Origin of the sequence: Pseudomonas graminis (genome assembly GCF_004364335.1) — a bacterium.
Lineage (GTDB): Bacteria > Pseudomonadota > Gammaproteobacteria > Pseudomonadales > Pseudomonadaceae > Aquipseudomonas > Aquipseudomonas graminis_D.
This window is the reverse complement of record NZ_SOCR01000011.1, coordinates 1-17,474: the sequence shown is the minus strand read 5'-3', so window position 1 is coordinate 17,474 and position 17,474 is coordinate 1. Positions and strand designations below refer to the sequence as shown.

16 protein-coding genes are annotated in these 17,474 nt (G+C 59.9%); 13 read left to right on the top strand and 3 right to left on the bottom strand.

Going from position 1 to position 17,474, the window contains the following annotated elements; translation table 11 throughout:
- Nucleotides 1–14: 14 nt before the first annotated feature.
- Together EC919_RS20420 and EC919_RS20415 are read right to left on the bottom strand one after the other, a co-directional pair.
- Nucleotides 15–1,253, bottom strand: a complete 1,239-nt coding sequence (locus EC919_RS20420; RefSeq protein ID WP_133776171.1) for a transporter associated domain-containing protein — start codon at nucleotides 1,251–1,253, stop codon at nucleotides 15–17.
- Nucleotides 1,254–1,265: 12 nt separating this feature from the next.
- Nucleotides 1,266–2,078, bottom strand: a complete 813-nt coding sequence (locus tag EC919_RS20415) for a cytochrome C assembly family protein (protein ID WP_133776170.1) — start codon at nucleotides 2,076–2,078, stop codon at nucleotides 1,266–1,268.
- A 291-nt stretch (nucleotides 2,079–2,369) separates the two neighbouring features.
- Here EC919_RS20415 and ffh point away from each other — a divergent pair, with 291 nt between their 5' ends.
- The 11 genes from ffh (at nucleotide 2,370) to EC919_RS20360 (ending at nucleotide 13,625) form a co-directional block, all read left to right on the top strand.
- Nucleotides 2,370–3,746, top strand: coding sequence for a signal recognition particle protein (gene ffh / locus EC919_RS20410; RefSeq protein ID WP_133776169.1), 1,377 nt, complete (start codon nucleotides 2,370–2,372; stop codon nucleotides 3,744–3,746).
- A gap of 246 nt (nucleotides 3,747–3,992) precedes the next feature.
- On the top strand, nucleotides 3,993–4,244 hold the full coding sequence (gene rpsP / locus EC919_RS20405; RefSeq protein ID WP_037012442.1) for a 30S ribosomal protein S16: 252 nt from the start codon (nucleotides 3,993–3,995) through the stop codon (nucleotides 4,242–4,244).
- A 5-nt stretch (nucleotides 4,245–4,249) separates the two neighbouring features.
- On the top strand, nucleotides 4,250–4,786 hold the full coding sequence (gene rimM, locus EC919_RS20400) for a ribosome maturation factor RimM (protein WP_037012440.1): 537 nt from the start codon (nucleotides 4,250–4,252) through the stop codon (nucleotides 4,784–4,786).
- Between the two features lie 3 nt (nucleotides 4,787–4,789).
- Nucleotides 4,790–5,542: a tRNA (guanosine(37)-N1)-methyltransferase TrmD gene (gene trmD / locus EC919_RS20395; protein ID WP_065989956.1), complete on the top strand. Its 753-nt coding sequence runs from the start codon at nucleotides 4,790–4,792 to the stop codon at nucleotides 5,540–5,542.
- 43 nt (nucleotides 5,543–5,585) lie between these two features.
- On the top strand, nucleotides 5,586–5,936 hold the full coding sequence (rplS, locus tag EC919_RS20390) for a 50S ribosomal protein L19 (RefSeq protein WP_037012438.1): 351 nt from the start codon (nucleotides 5,586–5,588) through the stop codon (nucleotides 5,934–5,936).
- 129 nt (nucleotides 5,937–6,065) lie between these two features.
- A complete protein-coding gene (xerD, locus tag EC919_RS20385) occupies nucleotides 6,066–6,962 on the top strand; it encodes a site-specific tyrosine recombinase XerD (protein ID WP_133776168.1) in 897 nt (298 codons plus the stop codon).
- A 167-nt stretch (nucleotides 6,963–7,129) separates the two neighbouring features.
- The gene (gene dsbC / locus EC919_RS20380; RefSeq protein WP_133776167.1) at nucleotides 7,130–7,870 is read left to right on the top strand and encodes a bifunctional protein-disulfide isomerase/oxidoreductase DsbC; all 741 of its coding nucleotides are present in this window, start codon (nucleotides 7,130–7,132) and stop codon (nucleotides 7,868–7,870) included.
- A gap of 132 nt (nucleotides 7,871–8,002) precedes the next feature.
- Nucleotides 8,003–9,307: a homoserine dehydrogenase gene (locus EC919_RS20375; RefSeq protein WP_133776166.1), complete on the top strand. Its 1,305-nt coding sequence runs from the start codon at nucleotides 8,003–8,005 to the stop codon at nucleotides 9,305–9,307.
- A gap of 150 nt (nucleotides 9,308–9,457) precedes the next feature.
- Nucleotides 9,458–10,867: a threonine synthase gene (thrC, locus tag EC919_RS20370; RefSeq protein ID WP_133776165.1), complete on the top strand. Its 1,410-nt coding sequence runs from the start codon at nucleotides 9,458–9,460 to the stop codon at nucleotides 10,865–10,867.
- A gap of 97 nt (nucleotides 10,868–10,964) precedes the next feature.
- Nucleotides 10,965–13,175 carry a transporter substrate-binding domain-containing protein gene (locus tag EC919_RS20365; protein ID WP_243842302.1) on the top strand — a complete coding sequence of 737 codons (2,211 nt, stop codon included), beginning with the start codon at nucleotides 10,965–10,967 and terminating at the stop codon, nucleotides 13,173–13,175.
- Between the two features lie 153 nt (nucleotides 13,176–13,328).
- On the top strand, nucleotides 13,329–13,625 hold the full coding sequence (locus EC919_RS20360; RefSeq protein ID WP_133776164.1) for a DUF3509 domain-containing protein: 297 nt from the start codon (nucleotides 13,329–13,331) through the stop codon (nucleotides 13,623–13,625).
- 195 nt (nucleotides 13,626–13,820) lie between these two features.
- Here EC919_RS20360 and EC919_RS20355 read toward each other — a convergent pair whose 3' ends face one another.
- Complete coding sequence (locus EC919_RS20355) at nucleotides 13,821–14,666, bottom strand: TIGR02285 family protein (protein WP_432213834.1); 846 nt, start codon at nucleotides 14,664–14,666, stop codon at nucleotides 13,821–13,823.
- 250 nt (nucleotides 14,667–14,916) lie between these two features.
- Between EC919_RS20355 and EC919_RS20350 the strand changes: the two genes are divergently transcribed.
- Nucleotides 14,917–15,459: a YaeQ family protein gene (locus tag EC919_RS20350; RefSeq protein ID WP_133776162.1), complete on the top strand. Its 543-nt coding sequence runs from the start codon at nucleotides 14,917–14,919 to the stop codon at nucleotides 15,457–15,459.
- A gap of 101 nt (nucleotides 15,460–15,560) precedes the next feature.
- On the top strand, nucleotides 15,561–17,270 hold the full coding sequence (gene recJ, locus EC919_RS20345) for a single-stranded-DNA-specific exonuclease RecJ (RefSeq protein ID WP_133776161.1): 1,710 nt from the start codon (nucleotides 15,561–15,563) through the stop codon (nucleotides 17,268–17,270).
- The last annotated feature ends 204 nt before the right edge of the window (nucleotides 17,271–17,474 follow it).

The window sequence follows — 17,474 nt, the reverse complement described above, 5'->3', positions numbered from 1 at the left end:
CGCCGGCTGCCTTTTCAGATCACGTCTTTGGTGCGGGTGTTCAACCACATCAGCACCCGGCTGACGCGGTTGTCTTCGGTCTCGAGGATTTCCAGGCGGTAGGGGCCGATCTTCAGGCAGACCGCGCTGTTGGGGATGGTTTCCAGCGCTTCGGTGATCAAACCGTTGAGGGTTTTGGGACCATCGGAGGGCAGATGCCAGCCGAGGCTTTTATTCAGATCGCGAATCGACGCCGCGCCTTCGATCACCAGGCGCCCGTCAGGCTGCGGCTGGATGTGCGGGTTATCGAGGGCCTGCTCGCTTTCGAACTCGCCGACGATCTCCTCGAGAATGTCCTCAAGGCTGACGATGCCCAGCACTTCGCCGTATTCATCGACCACCACGCCCATGCGCCGCTGCTGTTTGTGGAAATTGAGCAGTTGCATCTGCAGCGGCGTGCTCTCCGGCACGAAGTAGGGTTCGTAGCAGGCGGCTTGAAGCGCCTCTTTGGTCAGCTCGTTGCGCGGCAGCAGGTGGCTGATCATCCGCGTGTTGAGCACGCCTTCCACCTGATTGATGTCGTTGTGATAGACCGGCAGACGGGTGTGACGGGAGATGATCAGCTTGTCGATGATCTCCTCGATGCTGTCGTCGAGGTTGATACCGTCGACTTCGCTGCGCGGCACCAGGATGTCATTTACGGTCATGCGGTCCAGCGCGTAAATCCCGGAGATCACATGGGCGCGGCCATACTGGCTTTCGTTGTCCTGATAGACCGCCGGGTGCGTGTCGTCTTCGTCATCGATGGTGTCTGGCCGACGCTTCGACAGAAAAGGGCGCAGCAGCGTCTTGGCGATGTTCTTGTAGATCCAGGTCAGCGGTTGCAGTAGCCGAACCGGAATGCGCAGCACGTTGTTGCCCAGCAACAGGATCGACTCGGGACGACGGGCCGCCAGCTTTCGTGGAATGAACTCGGTCACCACCACCAGCACGCTGGCGACGCCCAGCCAGGCAATCAGCGGACCGTGGAAATTCCAGTGCCCGATGGCAAGCAACGTGGCGAGGACGGTAATCAGCGCCTTGAGCAGCGTGTTGCCGAGAATGAGGCTGTTGAGGTTGAACGCAAGAACCGGCTTCGGTGGCTCGTTGGAGCGTGGATTGACCGGCATCGCCCTGAGATTGTGGTGCGCCGCCTCGACTGCACTGAACAGCCCTGACCACAGCGTGAGCAGGGCAAGCAGCGCGAGCATTGTGCCGACCGGCAGATTATCCATGATCAACGCCCGTCAGATGTGCAGGATATATTCACGAACGAGCTTGCTGCCGAAGTAGGCCAGCATCAGGAGCAGGAACCCGCCCAGCGTCCAGCGGATCGCTTTGTGGCCGCGCCAGCCCAGGTGATGACGCCCCCAGAGCAGCACACTGAAGACCATCCACGCGAGGATCGACAGCAGGGTTTTGTGCACCAGATGCTGGGCAAACAGGTTTTCGACGAACAGCCAGCCGGAAATCAGCGACATCGACAGCAGGACCCAGCCGGCCCATAGAAAGCCGAAGAGCAGGCTTTCCATGGTCTGCAGCGGGGGGAAGCTTTTGATCAGGCCAAGGGGGTGCTTGTTCTTCAGTTGACGATCCTGCAGCAGCAAGAGCAAAGACTGGAAGACTGCAATGGTGAACATCCCGTAGGCGAGGATCGACAGCAGGATATGGCTGATGATGCCGTGTTCTTCAATGATGGGCTGCAGCGTACCGGAGGGCGCGAACTGGGCCATCAGGGTCGTCAGCAGCCCCAGCGGGAACAGAAGGATCAGCAGGATTTCGACCGGGAGGCGAATGCACGCGAGCATGGTCACGATGATCACGGCAACAGCAATCAGGCTGGCGGCACTGAAAAAGTCCAGACCCAGGCCGATAGGGCGCACCAGTTGGCCGAACAGGGCACTGGCCTGGCAGGCAACGGCAAGGGTGCCGATCAGGCACAGCAGCCATTTGTCAGCCTTTTGGCCCTGACGCAGGCGCATACCCTGGTAGACGGTCGCAGCGGCGTAAAAGACGGCGGCGGCGAGGCTGAAGAGCAAACTCGGTGACAAGGGGAACATAGATCCTGTTGGGCGTGCCCGAAAGCGGGTGAGTTTGGCATAAAACGCGCATTTCACGAAAGACTACAGAAGCAGACGCCGTGGTGTCCGTGCGCCGGACTCTTCGCTATAATCCGCGACCTGCTCAAGCCACAGGCTCGCCGATCGCTGTTTCAGCCGCCTTTATAGCGTCGCTATTATTGATAGCCATCCTGTAAAGCGCAGGCGTCGCGATGTCGGCAGCCGACTGAAAAGGCCGCTACGGGCCGGGCCGCATCAATCGGGGTTCAGCGCGAACCCAAAGGATCACGCATGTTTGAAAATCTGACAGATCGTCTCTCGCAGACGCTGCGCCAGGTCACTGGCAAGGCCAAGCTGACCGAGGACAACATCAAGGACACACTGCGTGAAGTGCGTATGGCGCTGCTTGAAGCCGACGTCGCCTTGCCGGTTGTCAAAGACTTCGTCAATCGCATCAAGGAGCGCGCCGTCGGCACCGAGGTGTCGCGCAGCCTGACGCCGGGCCAGGCGTTCGTGAAGATCGTCCAGGCCGAGCTGGAAGAGATGATGGGGGCGGCCAACGAAGAGCTGACCCTCAACGTCACGCCGCCGGCGGTCATCCTGATGGCGGGTCTGCAAGGTGCGGGCAAGACCACCACTGCCGGCAAGCTCGCCCGATTCCTGAAAGAACGCAAAAAGAAAACCGTGATGCTGGTGTCGGCGGACGTCTATCGTCCGGCCGCGATCAAGCAGCTGGAAACCCTGGCCAACGACATCGGCGTGACGTTCTTCCCGTCCGACATCAGCCAGAAGCCGGTGGACATTGCCGAAGCAGCTATTAAAGAAGCCAGGCTCAAGTTCATCGACGTCGTGATTCTCGACACCGCCGGTCGTCTGCACATCGACGCCGAGATGATGGGCGAGATCCAGGCGCTGCACGCGGCGGTCAAGCCGGCCGAGACGCTGTTCGTCGTCGACGCCATGACCGGTCAGGACGCCGCCAACACGGCCAAGGCGTTCGGTGACGCGCTGCCGCTGACCGGTGTGATCCTGACCAAGGTCGACGGCGACGCCCGTGGCGGTGCTGCGCTGTCGGTGCGCGCCATTACTGGCAAGCCGATCAAGTTCATCGGTATGGGCGAGAAGAGCGAGGCGCTGGAGCCTTTCCACCCGGACCGTATCGCGTCGCGGATCCTCGGCATGGGCGACGTGCTCAGCCTGATCGAGCAAGCCGAACAGACCCTCGACAAGGACAAGGCCGACAAACTGGCCAAGAAGTTGAAGAAGGGCAAGGGCTTCGACCTCGAAGACTTCCGCGATCAGCTGCAACAAATGAAGAACATGGGCGGCCTGGGCGGGCTCATGGATAAACTGCCAAGCATCGGTGGCGTGAACCTGTCGCAGATGGGCAACGCGCAAGGCGCGGCCGAAAAGCAGTTCAAGCAGATGGAAGCCATCATCAATTCGATGACCCCGGCCGAGCGTCGCGACCCTGACCTGATCAGCGGTTCACGCAAGCGCCGTATCGCCATGGGTTCCGGTACCCAGGTGCAGGACATCGGTCGTCTGATCAAGCAGCACAAACAGATGCAGAAGATGATGAAAAAGTTTTCGACCAAGGGCGGTATGGCCAAAATGATGCGCGGCATGGGCGGAATGTTGCCCGGCGGCGGTATGCCCAAAATGTAAATTGCATCGCGCGGGCGTTATTCCCGCGCGTTCTTCATTGGGGCAACCGTCCCGGTGGCCTGCTTCTGCAGGCACTCAACGCCGTCATCCCTGACGGCTCCATGGCAGATCTAGGTGGCCCGACGGCGTACGCCGGAAAAAGTCATTTGCAAAAATCCGGATATTCCTTAGAATATGCGGCCTTTCGGGCACCCATGCCCGCTGTGCATCTTAGATTTGCAGCACCGACTACAGGAAAATTGTTCAATGCTAACAATCCGTCTTGCCCTTGGCGGCTCTAAAAAGCGCCCGTTCTACCACCTGACTGTCACCGACAGCCGCAACCCACGTGACGGTTCCCACAAGGAACAAATCGGTTTCTTCAACCCGGTTGCCCGTGGTCAGGAAATCCGTCTGTCCGTGAACCAAGAGCGTCTGGCCTACTGGCTGAGCGTTGGTGCACAACCTTCTGAGCGTGTTGCTTCGCTGTTGAAGGAATCTGCCAAGGCTGCGGCCTGAGCAATATGAACGCGACGCCAGCTTCCGCCGACGATCTGATCGTCATCGGCAAGATTTACTCGGTACACGGCGTTCGCGGCGAAGTGAAGGTCTATTCCTTTACTGATCCAACCGAAAACCTGTTGCAGTACAAAACCTGGACGCTCAAGCGCGAGGGCAATGTGAAACAGGTCGAGCTGGTCAGTGGACGCGGGAACGACAAGTTCCTGGTCGCCAAGCTCAAGGGTCTTGATGATCGTGAAGAAGCCCGTCTTCTGGCCGGTTATGAGATCTGCGTGCCGCGCAATCTGTTCCCTGAATTGACCGACGGCGAGTACTACTGGTACCAGCTTGAAGGTCTGAAGGTCATTGATGGTCTTGGGCAGTTGCTCGGGAAGGTCGATCATCTTCTGGAAACCGGCGCCAACGATGTAATGGTGGTCAAACCCTGCGCAGGCAGTCTGGACGATCGCGAACGCCTTTTGCCCTATACGGAGCAATGCGTGTTGGCAGTTGATCTGGTTGCAGGCGAGATGAAGGTGGAATGGGACGCGGATTTCTAAGCAATGGCCAGCCTGCGCATAGAAGTCATCACGCTGTTTCCCGAGATGTTTTCCGCCATCAGCGAATACGGCATTACCAGCCGTGCGGTGAAACAGGAGCTGTTGCAGCTCACCTGTTGGAATCCGCGGGATTACACCACTGATCGACATCACACTGTGGACGATCGCCCGTTTGGCGGTGGCCCTGGCATGGTGATGAAGATCAAGCCCCTCGAAGATGCTCTGGCTCAGGCCAGGCAGGCAGCGGGGGATGCGGCGAAGGTGATTTACCTGTCACCACAAGGCCGCAAGCTGGATCAGTCTGCGGTACGCGAACTGGCGCAGGAAGAAGCACTTATCCTGATTGCCGGTCGTTATGAAGGCGTTGACGAGCGTTTTATTGAAGCTCATGTCGATGAAGAGTGGTCGATTGGCGACTATGTGTTATCTGGCGGTGAGCTGCCAGCCATGGTCCTGATAGATGCGGTTACGCGACTGCTGCCTGGAGCTTTAGGGCATGTAGATTCCGCGGAGGAAGATTCCTTCACGGATGGTCTGCTGGATTGCCCGCACTACACCCGACCGGAGGTGTATGCGGATCAGCGTGTTCCCGACGTATTGCTTAGTGGCAATCACGCACACATCCGGCGTTGGCGTTTACAGCAGTCCCTTGGGCGGACCTATGAACGACGCGCCGATCTTCTGGAAAGCCGCTCGCTTTCTGGAGAAGAGAAGAAGCTGCTGGCGGAATACCTCCGCGAGCGGGACGATAGTTAACGTATCGATGGTAAATCAAACCGGTTTACCTTAGGAGCACAGCATGACTAACAAAATCATCCTTGCACTCGAAGCAGAGCAGATGACCAAAGAGATCCCTCCCTTTGCCCCGGGCGACACCATTGTCGTTCAGGTGAAAGTGAAGGAAGGCGACCGCGCTCGTCTGCAGGCGTTCGAAGGCGTTGTTATCGCCAAGCGTAACCGTGGTGTGAACAGTGCTTTCACTGTTCGTAAAATCTCCAACGGTGTCGGCGTTGAACGTACTTTCCAGACCTACAGCCCGCAAATCGACAGCATGGCTGTGAAACGTCGCGGCGACGTTCGCAAGGCCAAGCTGTACTACCTGCGTGACCTGTCCGGTAAAGCAGCTCGCATCAAGGAAAAACTGGTTTAATCCCAGTCTTCCCATGCGAATGAAAAAGCAGCCTACGGGCTGCTTTTTTGCTTTCTGGCATTTGGTTTTGTCCCGCCTGCGCAGTTATGAAAAACTGCCCGCCGCTTTCCATCACTCAAGTCAGAACCCATGCCTGCCATTGACCATCCCATGATCGACCGCTTCCTCGATGCCCTGTGGCTGGAGAAAGGGCTGTCGGACAACACGCGCGATGCCTATCGCAGTGACCTCGCGCTGTTCAACGGCTGGTTGCAGGAAAAGGGCGTGGACCTGATGAGCGTCAGTCGCGAAGCGATTCTCGACCACTTGGGGTGGCGGGTCGACAATGGCTACAAACCTCGCTCGACGGCACGTTTGCTTTCCGGCGTGCGCGGCTTCTATCGCTACCTGCTCAGAGAAAAGCTGATTGCGGTTGACCCGACGTTGCAGGTCGACATGCCGCAGCTGGGCAAGCCACTTCCCAAATCCTTGTCCGAAGCCGACGTCGAAGCCTTGCTGGCTGCCCCCGACCTGAGTGACGCCATCGGTCAGCGCGACCGAGCCATGCTTGAAGTGCTCTACGCCTGCGGACTGCGGGTGACCGAACTGATCAGCCTGACGCTGGAGCAGGTCAACTTGCGCCAGGGCGTGTTGCGCATCATGGGCAAGGGCAGCAAGGAGCGGCTGGTGCCGATGGGGGAGGAAGCCATCGTGTGGGTCGAGCGTTACATGCGCGACGCTCGCCACGAATTGCTCAACGGTCGGCCCAGCGACGTGCTGTTCCCCAGCCAGCGCGGTGAACAGATGACCCGCCAGACCTTCTGGCATCGCATCAAGCACCAGGCCAAAGTCGCCGGTATCGGCAAATCCCTGTCGCCCCACACCCTGCGTCATGCCTTCGCCACCCACCTGCTCAACCACGGCGCCGACCTGCGCGTGGTGCAGATGCTGCTCGGCCACAGCGACCTGTCGACCACGCAAATCTATACCCACGTCGCCCGTGCGCGGTTGCAGGAAATCCATGCGAAGCATCACCCGAGAGGGTAGGTGGCTTCAGTAATTTACGACGTGTCTTACATCAGCGGGCGTCGGCCTTGCGAGCCTTATGTGATAGGCTTTGCCGGTTTCGCAGATCAAGGCCCTGAAAACATCCCGGTGCTTTTCCGCCACCCGTTTTCAGCGCGGCCCGTCTGCTCACCGCTCGAGGAGTTTTCATGCGCGTTACTCGTTTTCTCGGTGCTGCCGTTGTAGCGCTGGCCAGCTCTTTCAGCCTGTTTGCCCACGCCGATGAGGCGTCCGACAAAGCCATTCGCAAGACCCTGGAATCGCTCAATCTGGAAATTCCCATCGAGAGCATTTCCAGCAGTCCTTTGAACGGCCTCTATGAAGTCAATCTGAAAGGCGGTCGTGTTCTGTACGCCAGTGCCGACGGCCAGTTCGTGATGCAGGGCAACCTGTACCAGATGCAGGCCGGCAAGCCGGTCAACCTGACCGAGAAGGTCGAGCGTCAGGCGATTTCCAAGACTATCAACGGCATTCCTGCCGCTGAAATGGTCGTCTACCCAGCGGTTGGCGAAACCAAATCCCACATCACGGTATTCACCGACACCACTTGCCCGTACTGCCACAAACTGCACGCCGAAGTGCCGGAGTTGAACAAGCGCGGCATCGAAGTGCGTTACGTGGCGTTCCCGCGCCAGGGCCTGGGTTCGCCGGGTGACGAGCAACTTCAGGCAGTGTGGTGCTCCAAGGACCGTCGCGGTGCCATGGACCGTATGGTCGACGGCAAGAATATTCAGGCGCCCAAGTGCGACAACCCGGTCACCAAGCAATTTGAAATCGGCCAGTCGATCGGCGTGAACGGCACACCGGCCATCGTGTTGGCCGACGGTCAGCTGATCCCGGGCTACCAGCCGGCGCCACAAGTCGCCAAACTGGCGCTGAGTGCCAAGTAATTTCGTTTATCGCAGCCTCCTGCGGTAGACGTTGAAGCGGCCTGTCTGCAGCGCTTCATCAATAGCGAGCCGTGTTGAATGCGGCTGATTCCACGGCCGGCCTCGCGTCGGCCGTTTTATGGGGAGTTCATAGTGAAACCGGTCAAAGTAGGCATCTGTGGGCTGGGTACTGTCGGTGGCGGTACCTTCAATGTGCTAAAGCGTAACGCCGAGGAAATTGCCCGCCGTGCCGGGCGTGGAATCGAAGTGGCGCAGATTGCCATGCGTACACCAAACCCCAATTGCCAGATTACCGGTACCCCGACCACGACCGACGTGTTCGACGTGGCGAGCAACCCTGAAATCGACATCGTCATCGAGCTGATCGGTGGCTACACCATCGCCCGCGAACTGGTGCTCAAGGCCATCGAAAACGGCAAGCACGTGGTCACCGCCAACAAGGCGCTGATCGCCGTGCACGGCAACGAGATTTTCGCCAAGGCCCGTGAGAAGGGCGTCATCGTGGCCTTCGAAGCGGCAGTGGCGGGTGGCATTCCGGTGATCAAGGCCATTCGTGAAGGCCTGTCGGCCAACCGTATCAACTGGGTCGCCGGCATCATCAACGGCACCGGCAACTTCATCCTCACCGAGATGCGTGAAAAGGGCCGTACCTTTCCGGACGTCCTCGCTGAAGCGCAGGCGCTGGGCTATGCAGAAGCCGATCCGACCTTTGACGTTGAAGGCATCGACGCGGCGCACAAGCTGACCATTCTGGCGTCCATCGCCTTTGGCATCCCGCTGCAGTTCGACAAGGCCTACACCGAAGGCATCACCAGGCTGACCACCGCCGACGTCAATTACGCCGAAGCGCTGGGTTACCGCATCAAGCACCTGGGCGTCGCCCGCAGCACCCCGAGCGGTATCGAACTGCGCGTTCACCCGACCCTGATCCCGGCGGACCGCCTGATCGCCAACGTCAATGGCGTGATGAACGCCGTGATGGTCAACGGCGACGCAGCCGGCTCGACCCTGTTCTACGGCGCAGGCGCCGGCATGGAGCCGACCGCTTCATCCGTGGTGGCGGATCTGGTCGACGTGGTCCGTGCCCTGACCACCGACCCTGAAAACCGCGTCCCGCATCTGGCCTTTCAGCCCGATTCGCTGTCGGCCCACCCGATTCTGCCGATCGACGCGTGTGAAAGCGCCTACTACCTGCGCATCCAGGCCAAGGATCATCCGGGCGTGCTGGCGCAGGTGGCGAGCATCCTGTCAGAGCGCGGCATCAATATCGAATCGATCATGCAGAAAGAAGTCGAAGAACATGACGGCCTGGTGCCGATGATTCTGCTGACCCACCGTGTGGTCGAGAAGCGCATGAACGATGCGATCGAAGCGCTGGAAGCGCTGGAAGATATCGCCGGCCCGGTTGTACGCATCCGCGTCGAGCATCTGAACTGAGATGAGCCGCCTGCGTTAAGCGCTAAGCCGCAAGTAACAGCAAACTTATATCGCGGTGAGCTTAGGGCACCGGGCTGCAGGTCAAAGACAAACCGCTTTGACTTGCCGCTTGCCCCTTGAGGCTTGCCGCCCAAACCGAAGGTTTGAACAATGCGCTATATCAGTACCCGCGGCCAGGCACCGGCCCTGAATTTCGAAGACGTGCTACTGACCGGTCTGGCGAGCGATGGCGGCCTTTATGTGCCGGAAAACCTGCCGCGCTTCACTCAAGAAGAGATCGCATCCTGGGCCGGTCTGCCTTATCACGAGCTGGCTTTTCGCGTGATGCGTCCGTTCGTGACGGGCAGTATCCCCGACGCGGATTTCAAGAAGATTCTCGAAGAAACCTACGGCGTGTTCTCCCACGCTGCGATTGCGCCACTGCGTCAGCTCAACGGCAACGAGTGGGTATTGGAGCTGTTTCACGGCCCAACCCTGGCGTTCAAGGATTTCGCCCTGCAACTGCTGGGTCGTCTTTTGGACTACGTGCTCGAAAAGCGCGGCGAGCGCGTGGTCATCATCGGCGCTACCTCGGGCGACACCGGCTCGGCCGCCATCGAGGGCTGCCGTCGTTGCGACAACGTCGACATCTTCATCCTGCACCCGAACAACCGCGTGTCCGATGTTCAGCGCCGCCAGATGACCACCATCTTCGGCGAGAACATCCATAACATCGCGATCGAAGGCAACTTCGACGACTGCCAGGAAATGGTCAAGAACAGCTTCGCCGACCAGAGCTTCCTCAAAGGCACGCGTCTGGTGGCGGTCAACTCGATCAACTGGGCGCGGATCATGGCCCAGATCGTCTACTACTTTCACGCATCGCTGCAATTGGGCGGCCCCGCGCGTTCGGTGGCGTTCTCCGTGCCGACCGGCAATTTCGGCGACATCTTCGCCGGTTACCTGGCCCGCAACATGGGCTTGCCGATCAGCCAGCTGGTGGTCGCGACCAACCGCAACGACATCCTGCACCGCTTCATGAGCGGCAATCAGTACGTCAAGGAAACCCTGCACGCGACGTTGACTCCGTCGATGGACATCATGGTGTCGTCCAACTTCGAGCGTCTGCTGTTCGACATGCACGGTCGCAATGGCGGCGCGATTGCCAAGCTGATGGACACGTTCAAGCAAGGCGGCGGTTTCAGCGTTGATGAAGAACGCTGGACCGAAACCCGCAAGCTGTTTGATTCGCTGGCGGTCAGTGACGAAGACACCTGCAAAACCATCGCCGAAGTGTTCGCCAGCACCGGCGAGCTGCTCGATCCGCACACTGCGATTGGCGTGAAAGCCGCACGTGACTGCCGCCGCAGCCTGGACACGCCGATGGTGATTCTGGGAACGGCACATCCGGTCAAGTTCCCGGACGCCGTGCTGAAGGCCGGTGTAGGAAAAGCACTTGAGCTGCCTGCACATTTGTCTGATTTGTTTGAGCGAGACGAACGCTGCACCGTCCTGCCAAATGACCTCAAGGCCGTACAGGCCTTCGTCAGCCAACACGGTAATCGTGGCAAACCTCTCTGACCGTATCGCCGTGTAACAACTAAGGCCCGCCTCGCAGCGGGCCTTGTTTTTTCTGCGTGCCACACTTCCGAAGAATTTTCATTTTTCGGATAAGCCTGTGGTTGTTAAACATGTGTACTCAACGGCATTCAATGGCCGTTACCTTGATCTCGGACCGGCACTATGGGCATTTCTGCTGCTCGTGTGCCTCTACAGTCGCGTCGGTCACTCCAGTGAAAACCTGCCGTTCGCCCTGGGCGCGCCTTTCCTCCCGCAACAGCCTCTCGTCCTCAATGACGCGGACCGTCAGTGGCTGGACGCACGGAAAGTACTCCGGGTTGGTATTTCCGTCGCCGATCACGAGCCCGTCGACATCACCACCGACCGCAATCGCTATCAGGGCATCAGCGCGGATTATCTCAGCGTGGTCAGCGCCCGGTTGGCAATCCCCGTTCACGTGCGAGGGTTCGCCAAACGTGCGCAAGCGGTGCAAGCACTGCTCGACGGCGACATCGACGTGCTGACCAGCGCCAGCGGATTCGAGCGAAACCAAGCCGGTCTGGCGTTGACCCGCGACTATGTGCCGGACCGCGCGGTGGTGTTCGGGCGAGTCAACGACACCCGCCTCAAGCCTGCCCTGGCAGGCAAACGCATACTGGTGCTGGATGGCTATGCCGATGCTGCGGTTGTGCAGCGCATCTATCCCGCAAGCAACATCGTGCTTGCGCCGACGCTCTATAGCGCCATGGAGGCATTGGCCCACGACGACGCTGACGCTCTGATTGCCAACGAGCTCGTGGTGCAGTCCTACAGCCTCTTGCGCCCGTATCTGCGGCTGCACAGCAAGTTCGACAGTCTGTTGCCACCTGCAGGTTTTGCGTTCGCACTTCGGGAGGAAGACTCGAGACTTCACCAGCTAATCGACCGCGTACTGGCCGAAATGGACGAGGCTTTACACCGGGAAATCCTGGGGCGATGGACCGTCGGGCTTGGCGCTGACCCTGCTCGTCGGCAAGTCAGTCTCAATTCCGTTGAACAGTTATGGATTCGTAAACATCCGCGGGTGGTGGTCGCGTCAACTCAGCACCCTCCCTACATTTACAAAGACACTCGCGGTCAATGGGTGGGGTTGAATGTTGATCTGTTGGCGCGAATTTCGCGCCTGACCGGGTTGCAGTTTGTGTATCAGGAAGCGCCTTCCACCCAGTCGCTGCTTGAGACCCTGGCAGACGGCAGCGCCCACATGAACACCACCCTTGCCGAGAACCCTGAGCGCAAGAAATGGCTGTATTTCACCTATGCATTTGGAGGCAACAGCTGGGTGTTTCTGGAGCGCGCCGACAGCGACGTGTCCCTTCAGCTGGCGGACATGACCGGCAAGGTCCTTGCGCTCCCCGCGCGACATGCGTTGCTGGAGTTCATTCAGGCACGCTACCCACAGATCCGCCTGCTGCTCGTGCCCACTTATGCCGAGGCCCGCCAGCTCGTCGAGGAGGGTGAGGCGCACGCCACTATTCAGAACGAAGCAGGCGCCTGGCGGTATCCACCCGGCGAGCTGAAAGTGGGGCGCAGCGTCGAAGGGCTGTGGTCTCCGGACCGTTTTTCCGTGGTCAAGGCCCATCCCGAATTGCTCGGCATTCTGAACAAGGCCCTGGAAGAATTTTCCGTGACGGAAATGCGCGCCATTCGCCTCAAATGGCTCGGCGCGGCAGCCGCTCCGGCTTCGGTCTGGAACCGTATTCCCTACTGGGTTTATTGGGTCACGGGCGGCTCACTGTTGCTGGGCCTGATGTCGCTGGCCTGGAGTAGCCGCCTGAAGTATCAGATTCATCAGCGCCAGCGCGCCGAGGCACAACTGGGTGATCAGCTTGCCTTCAAACGGACACTGCTCGATGCCTTCCCCAATCCTGTTTATGTGCGTGACCTTCAAGGCCGGCTCGTCGCCTGCAACCGCAGTTATGAGGAAAGCTTCGGGATCAGTTATGAACAGATGCAGGGCCGTCGCCTGATCGACGTCGATCTCGTTGACCGTGACATGGCCAGGCAAATGCACGCGGATTACATGAAGCTGCTGGAAACGCAGGAGCCTGTGTTTACCGAACGCACCCTTACGCTGGCCGGGCGACAGGTCTACGCCTGGCAATGGACGGTACCCTACCATCGCGCCGACGGTCAGATGCAGGGATTGCTCGGCGGCTGGATGGACATCAGCGAGCGCAAGCGCCTGGAAAGCGAGTTGCGCGAGGCACGTCAGGCCGCAGAGCGGGCGGCAGGCCAGTTGAAGGCGCTGCTTGACGATCTGGGGCAGGAGAAGGCGTCAGGGAGGTGAACTCTGCCTGTCACATTCGGCAGGCATGCTCCGGAATCAGGCTGCGGCAGGCAGTGCGCATGTGTCAATGCGCCACAGTGCTCAGAACTTTCCACTGCTGCCAATGGTCATTGGTTAGCACCTTTGCATTCAAATTGTTGAGTGGTGATCCGGATGGAAAATATCAGCTTGCTACTGAGCGAAGCGCTGTCCCCTTATCAGGTGAGCATTGGCCCTGCCGGTATTCTGGGCGAGCGTATGGTGACGCTGAAAAGTCCAGCGGGTGCGAGTGTGATTGAACGGGTTTTTTCCGCATCGCAATTGGGCGACAAGCGTCAGCTGACTGACGTAGTAGACGGTCTTCACCGTGATTTGATGGTGGCAGAAGGGCGCATCGAGCCTTGCGTCATTGCTGCCATGCGCAACGTTTCCCAGTCCGCCGCTTACGCTGCAGCTCGACCTTTCGTCTGAGCCGCAGGGAACCTTCTCTATTCAGTAGGCTCCTATCAGTTACGGCAGGCGCAGGCATTGTGCTCCGATGTTCATGCTGCCTCCCGTACGGGTCCAAGATGGACCACGGTTGACCCCGAGCAGTCTCCCCGCTGCTCGGGGTTTCTTTTGTCTGCAATTCGGTAACTGGATCCCTGACACGAATTTCACCCAGTGTCAGTTCGGCGGTTCATCGAAGAATGTCTGGGCGTCACGCAGGTATTCCTCCTTCTTGACCATCCACTCCGCGTAAAACCCGATCAGTCGCGTCACTCGCAGCACTCGCATTTCCCGGTTGATGACCTCCATCGCCGCGCGACCCTTCTCGGTCTTCGAACAGGCAATGTGGGCGAACTGATACTTGGGCACGCCCTTGACCGGCAGAAATTCCAGCTCATCCAGGGGAATCCCTTGTTGCTGAGCGTGAAAGCGGGCTTCCGGCCAGTAACTGATGATCGCCTGAAAGCGATCCAGCCGTTCCATTTCCAGCATGCTGCCAACCGCTGTATTGCCGTAGTGCAGGATCAGACGATCGGGGCGATTGGTCTTGCGCAACACTTCGTCGATGACCGGGCCGTAGCTGCGTTCGCCGACGATGCCGACATCGACGCTGTCGCTGGCCAGCAGGGCGGCAAGGTCGAGGCGGCCGTCGGCGTCGATGAAAGGTGCGAACAGCGCGTGGTGGCTGCGCTCGATCGTCACGCCATTACTGGGCGTGGCATACGCGGGGATGGAAAACAGAATGGTTTTGTCGCGCTCGGGCGTCCAGAGCAGAGTCGGATCGCAGGCAAACACGGCAGGGTCATTGAGCATCTGCGTTCCGCGCGCGCGGTTGACATGCATGATCTGGTGATCGTACTCCGGCATCCGCGCGGTCAGCTCGGGCATCAGCTTGTCGATGGCCCCCTGGCCCGCCACTGGGCCGGAAAATATGGTCAGGGGCGGGAAATCGCGCAGCAGCCAGATCAGCGTTTCTCGTGCCGATACGGTACCGGGCACGCAGGCGAGCAACGCGGCGATCAGCAGGACGCGCATTCGGGGACCGGTGACAGGCATGGAAGCGTTGACCCTCATTGACGACGTCTCGCAGCAATGAATCGATGGTGTGCTTCATTTATGTAACACATGTCATGTGAGCTTGAGTAACCGCTCGCGAACGTTGTATCCCATCTCCCATTTGAGGGGCGAGCCGCATCGCTCATCGAGTTCGGTCGTTCAACGGGGCTGCATCGGGTAGACTTGGCGCCTTTCCCGTCTCTCTAGAAGCCCGTTCATGGCCCAGCCGTCCACGACCTACAAGTTCGAACTCAATCTCACCGACCTTGATCGCGGGGTCTACGAAACCGTCAAGCAGACCATCGCCCGTCACCCTTCGGAGACCGAAGAGCGCATGACCGTGCGCCTGTTGGCTTACGCCTTCTGGTACAACGAGCACCTGTCGTTTGGCCGGGGTCTGTCGGACGTCGACGAACCCGCGTTGTGGGAAAAGAGTCTGGACGATCGTGTCCTGCACTGGATCGAAGTCGGCCAGCCCGACGCCGACCGCCTGACCTGGTGCTCGCGCCGCACCGAGCGCACCAGCCTGCTGGCCTACGGCAGTCTGCGGGTGTGGGAAGGCAAGGTCATACCGGCGATCAAGACGCTGAAGAACGTCAATATCGCTTCGGTACCCCAGGAGGCGCTGGAAATCCTGTCCAAGGACATGCCCCGGGTGATCAAGTGGGACGTGATGATCAGCGAAGGCACGATCTTCGTCACAGATGATCGCGGCCAGCACGAAGTGCAACTGCAGTGGCTGGCGGGCGAGCGGGGCTGATTCAGTCCTGCAGTGCGACGGTATCGCGACGCTGCTACGACGGCATCGCGAGTGCATCGCAACCCCTAGCCGGCCTCCACGAGAACACCAGCGGAACCTGAATGCGCATCGAACCACGCGAGTTACCTGACACCCTGCCTTTTCTTGGCGACCTGCCTCCTTTGCTCACTCGGCTGTACGCGGCCCGCGGTGTCGCCTCGGAGGCCGAACTCGACAAGGGCCTCGCCCGGTTGATTCCGTATCAACAGCTCAAGGGCATCGACGCCGCCGTCGATTTGCTGGTGACGGCGTTGCAGCAGCGCCAGCGCATCCTTATCGTCGGCGACTTCGACGCCGATGGCGCGACAGCCAGCACCGTCGGCGTGATGGGCCTGCGCCTGCTCGGTGCCGCCCATGTGGACTACCTGGTGCCGAACCGTTTCGAATTCGGCTACGGCCTGACACCGGAAATCGTCCAGGTCGCCCTTGAACGCCAGCCTGATTTGCTCATGACCGTGGACAACGGCATTTCCAGCGTCGAAGGCGTGGCGGCAGCGAAGGCGGCAGGCTTGCAGGTGTTGGTCACGGATCACCACTTGCCTGGTAACGAATTGCCGGCAGCGGATGCCATCGTCAACCCGAACCAGCCCGGCTGCACCTTCCCGAGCAAGTCGCTGGCCGGGGTCGGCGTGATCTTTTATGTGTTGATGGCCTTGCGCGCGCGACTGCGGGACATCGGCTGGTTCGAGGGCCGCGCTCAACCCAATCTGGGCGAGTTGCTGGATCTGGTGGCCCTGGGCAGCGTCGCTGACGTCGTGCCGCTGGATGCCAACAACCGGATTCTGGTGCACCAGGGCCTGATGCGCATCCGCGCCGGGCGTGCACGTCCGGGGTTGCGCGCCATTCTTGATGTCGCCCGGCGCGAGGCGTCGCGCATCACCTCCACCGATCTTGGGTTCATCATTGGCCCGCGCCTGAACGCAGCGGGGCGTCTGGATGACATGAGCCTGGGCATCGAATGCCTGCTGTGCGATGACGAGACCGAGGCGCGGGAAATGGCCGTGCGGCTGGACGAGCTCAATCAGGACCGCAAATCCATCGAGCAGGGTATGCAGCGCGAGGCGCTCGCCCAGCTCAAGGACCTGCCGCTGGAGTCGATGCCGTTTGGTCTGTGCCTGTTCGAACCCGAGTGGCACCAAGGCGTGATCGGCATTCTGGCCTCGCGTTTGAAAGAGCGTTATCACCGCCCGACCATTGCGTTCGCCAGTGCAGGCGAGGGTGTCCTGAAGGGGTCGGCGCGTTCGGTGCCGGGCTTTCACATCCGCGACGCACTCGATGCCGTGGCGGCGAAACATCCCGAGCTGATCAGCAAGTTCGGCGGTCACGCGATGGCGGCCGGGCTGTCGCTGCCGGAAGGCAACTTCCCGGCATTCGCCGAAGCCTTCGACGCCGAGGTTCGCCGTCAGCTCAATGAAGAAGACCTGACCGGCCGGTTGTTGTCCGACGGCACCCTGGCGGTGGAAGAGTTTCATCTGGAACTCGCCCGTGCGTTGCGCAATGCCGGCCCGTGGGGGCAACACTTTCCCGAGCCGTTGTTCCATGGCGTGTTCCAGCTGGTTGAGCAGCGAGTGGTCGGCGAGCGCCATCTGAAGATGGTACTCAAGACCGAATGCGGCAGCGTCAGGCTCGAGGGCATTGCCTTCAGCGTCGACCGCGACGTGTGGCCCAACCCGACCGTGCGCTGGGTCGAGCTGGCGTACAAGCTGGACCTGAACGAATTCCGCGGCAACGAAACGGTGCAACTGATGGTGGTTCACCTTTCACCGCGTTGATTCAACGCGGGCGGCTAAAGCCAGTCCTGCAGGTGAACGCGGGGTCTCCGTGGGACTGGCTTCAGCCGGGAAGAGGCCTTTCCAGGCGCCATGATCGTTCCCACGCTCCGCGTCACTAGTGTCCGGGGAAAGTCCAGAGGGGGAGCTTGCTCCCCCTCTCTGACCGCATCCATACGGCATAATCAGTCTTTTCCCACTCGGTTT

What these genes read in the sequence shown, in the direction of transcription:
- dsbC (WP_133776167.1), top strand. Translation starts at nt 7,130, where the DNA reads ATGCGCGTTACTCGTTTTCTCGGTGCTGCCGTTGTAGCGCTGGCCAGC.
- rplS (WP_037012438.1), top strand. Translation starts at nt 5,586, where the DNA reads ATGACTAACAAAATCATCCTTGCACTCGAAGCAGAGCAGATGACCAAA.
- EC919_RS20420 (WP_133776171.1), bottom strand. Translation starts at nt 1,253, where the DNA reads ATGGATAATCTGCCGGTCGGCACAATGCTCGCGCTGCTTGCCCTGCTC.
- rpsP (WP_037012442.1), top strand. Translation starts at nt 3,993, where the DNA reads ATGCTAACAATCCGTCTTGCCCTTGGCGGCTCTAAAAAGCGCCCGTTC.
- rimM (WP_037012440.1), top strand. Translation starts at nt 4,250, where the DNA reads ATGAACGCGACGCCAGCTTCCGCCGACGATCTGATCGTCATCGGCAAG.
- trmD (WP_065989956.1), top strand. Translation starts at nt 4,790, where the DNA reads ATGGCCAGCCTGCGCATAGAAGTCATCACGCTGTTTCCCGAGATGTTT.
- EC919_RS20360 (WP_133776164.1), top strand. Translation starts at nt 13,329, where the DNA reads ATGGAAAATATCAGCTTGCTACTGAGCGAAGCGCTGTCCCCTTATCAG.
- ffh (WP_133776169.1), top strand. Translation starts at nt 2,370, where the DNA reads ATGTTTGAAAATCTGACAGATCGTCTCTCGCAGACGCTGCGCCAGGTC.
- EC919_RS20415 (WP_133776170.1), bottom strand. Translation starts at nt 2,078, where the DNA reads ATGTTCCCCTTGTCACCGAGTTTGCTCTTCAGCCTCGCCGCCGCCGTC.
- xerD (WP_133776168.1), top strand. Translation starts at nt 6,066, where the DNA reads ATGCCTGCCATTGACCATCCCATGATCGACCGCTTCCTCGATGCCCTG.
- thrC (WP_133776165.1), top strand. Translation starts at nt 9,458, where the DNA reads ATGCGCTATATCAGTACCCGCGGCCAGGCACCGGCCCTGAATTTCGAA.
- recJ (WP_133776161.1), top strand. Translation starts at nt 15,561, where the DNA reads ATGCGCATCGAACCACGCGAGTTACCTGACACCCTGCCTTTTCTTGGC.
- EC919_RS20350 (WP_133776162.1), top strand. Translation starts at nt 14,917, where the DNA reads ATGGCCCAGCCGTCCACGACCTACAAGTTCGAACTCAATCTCACCGAC.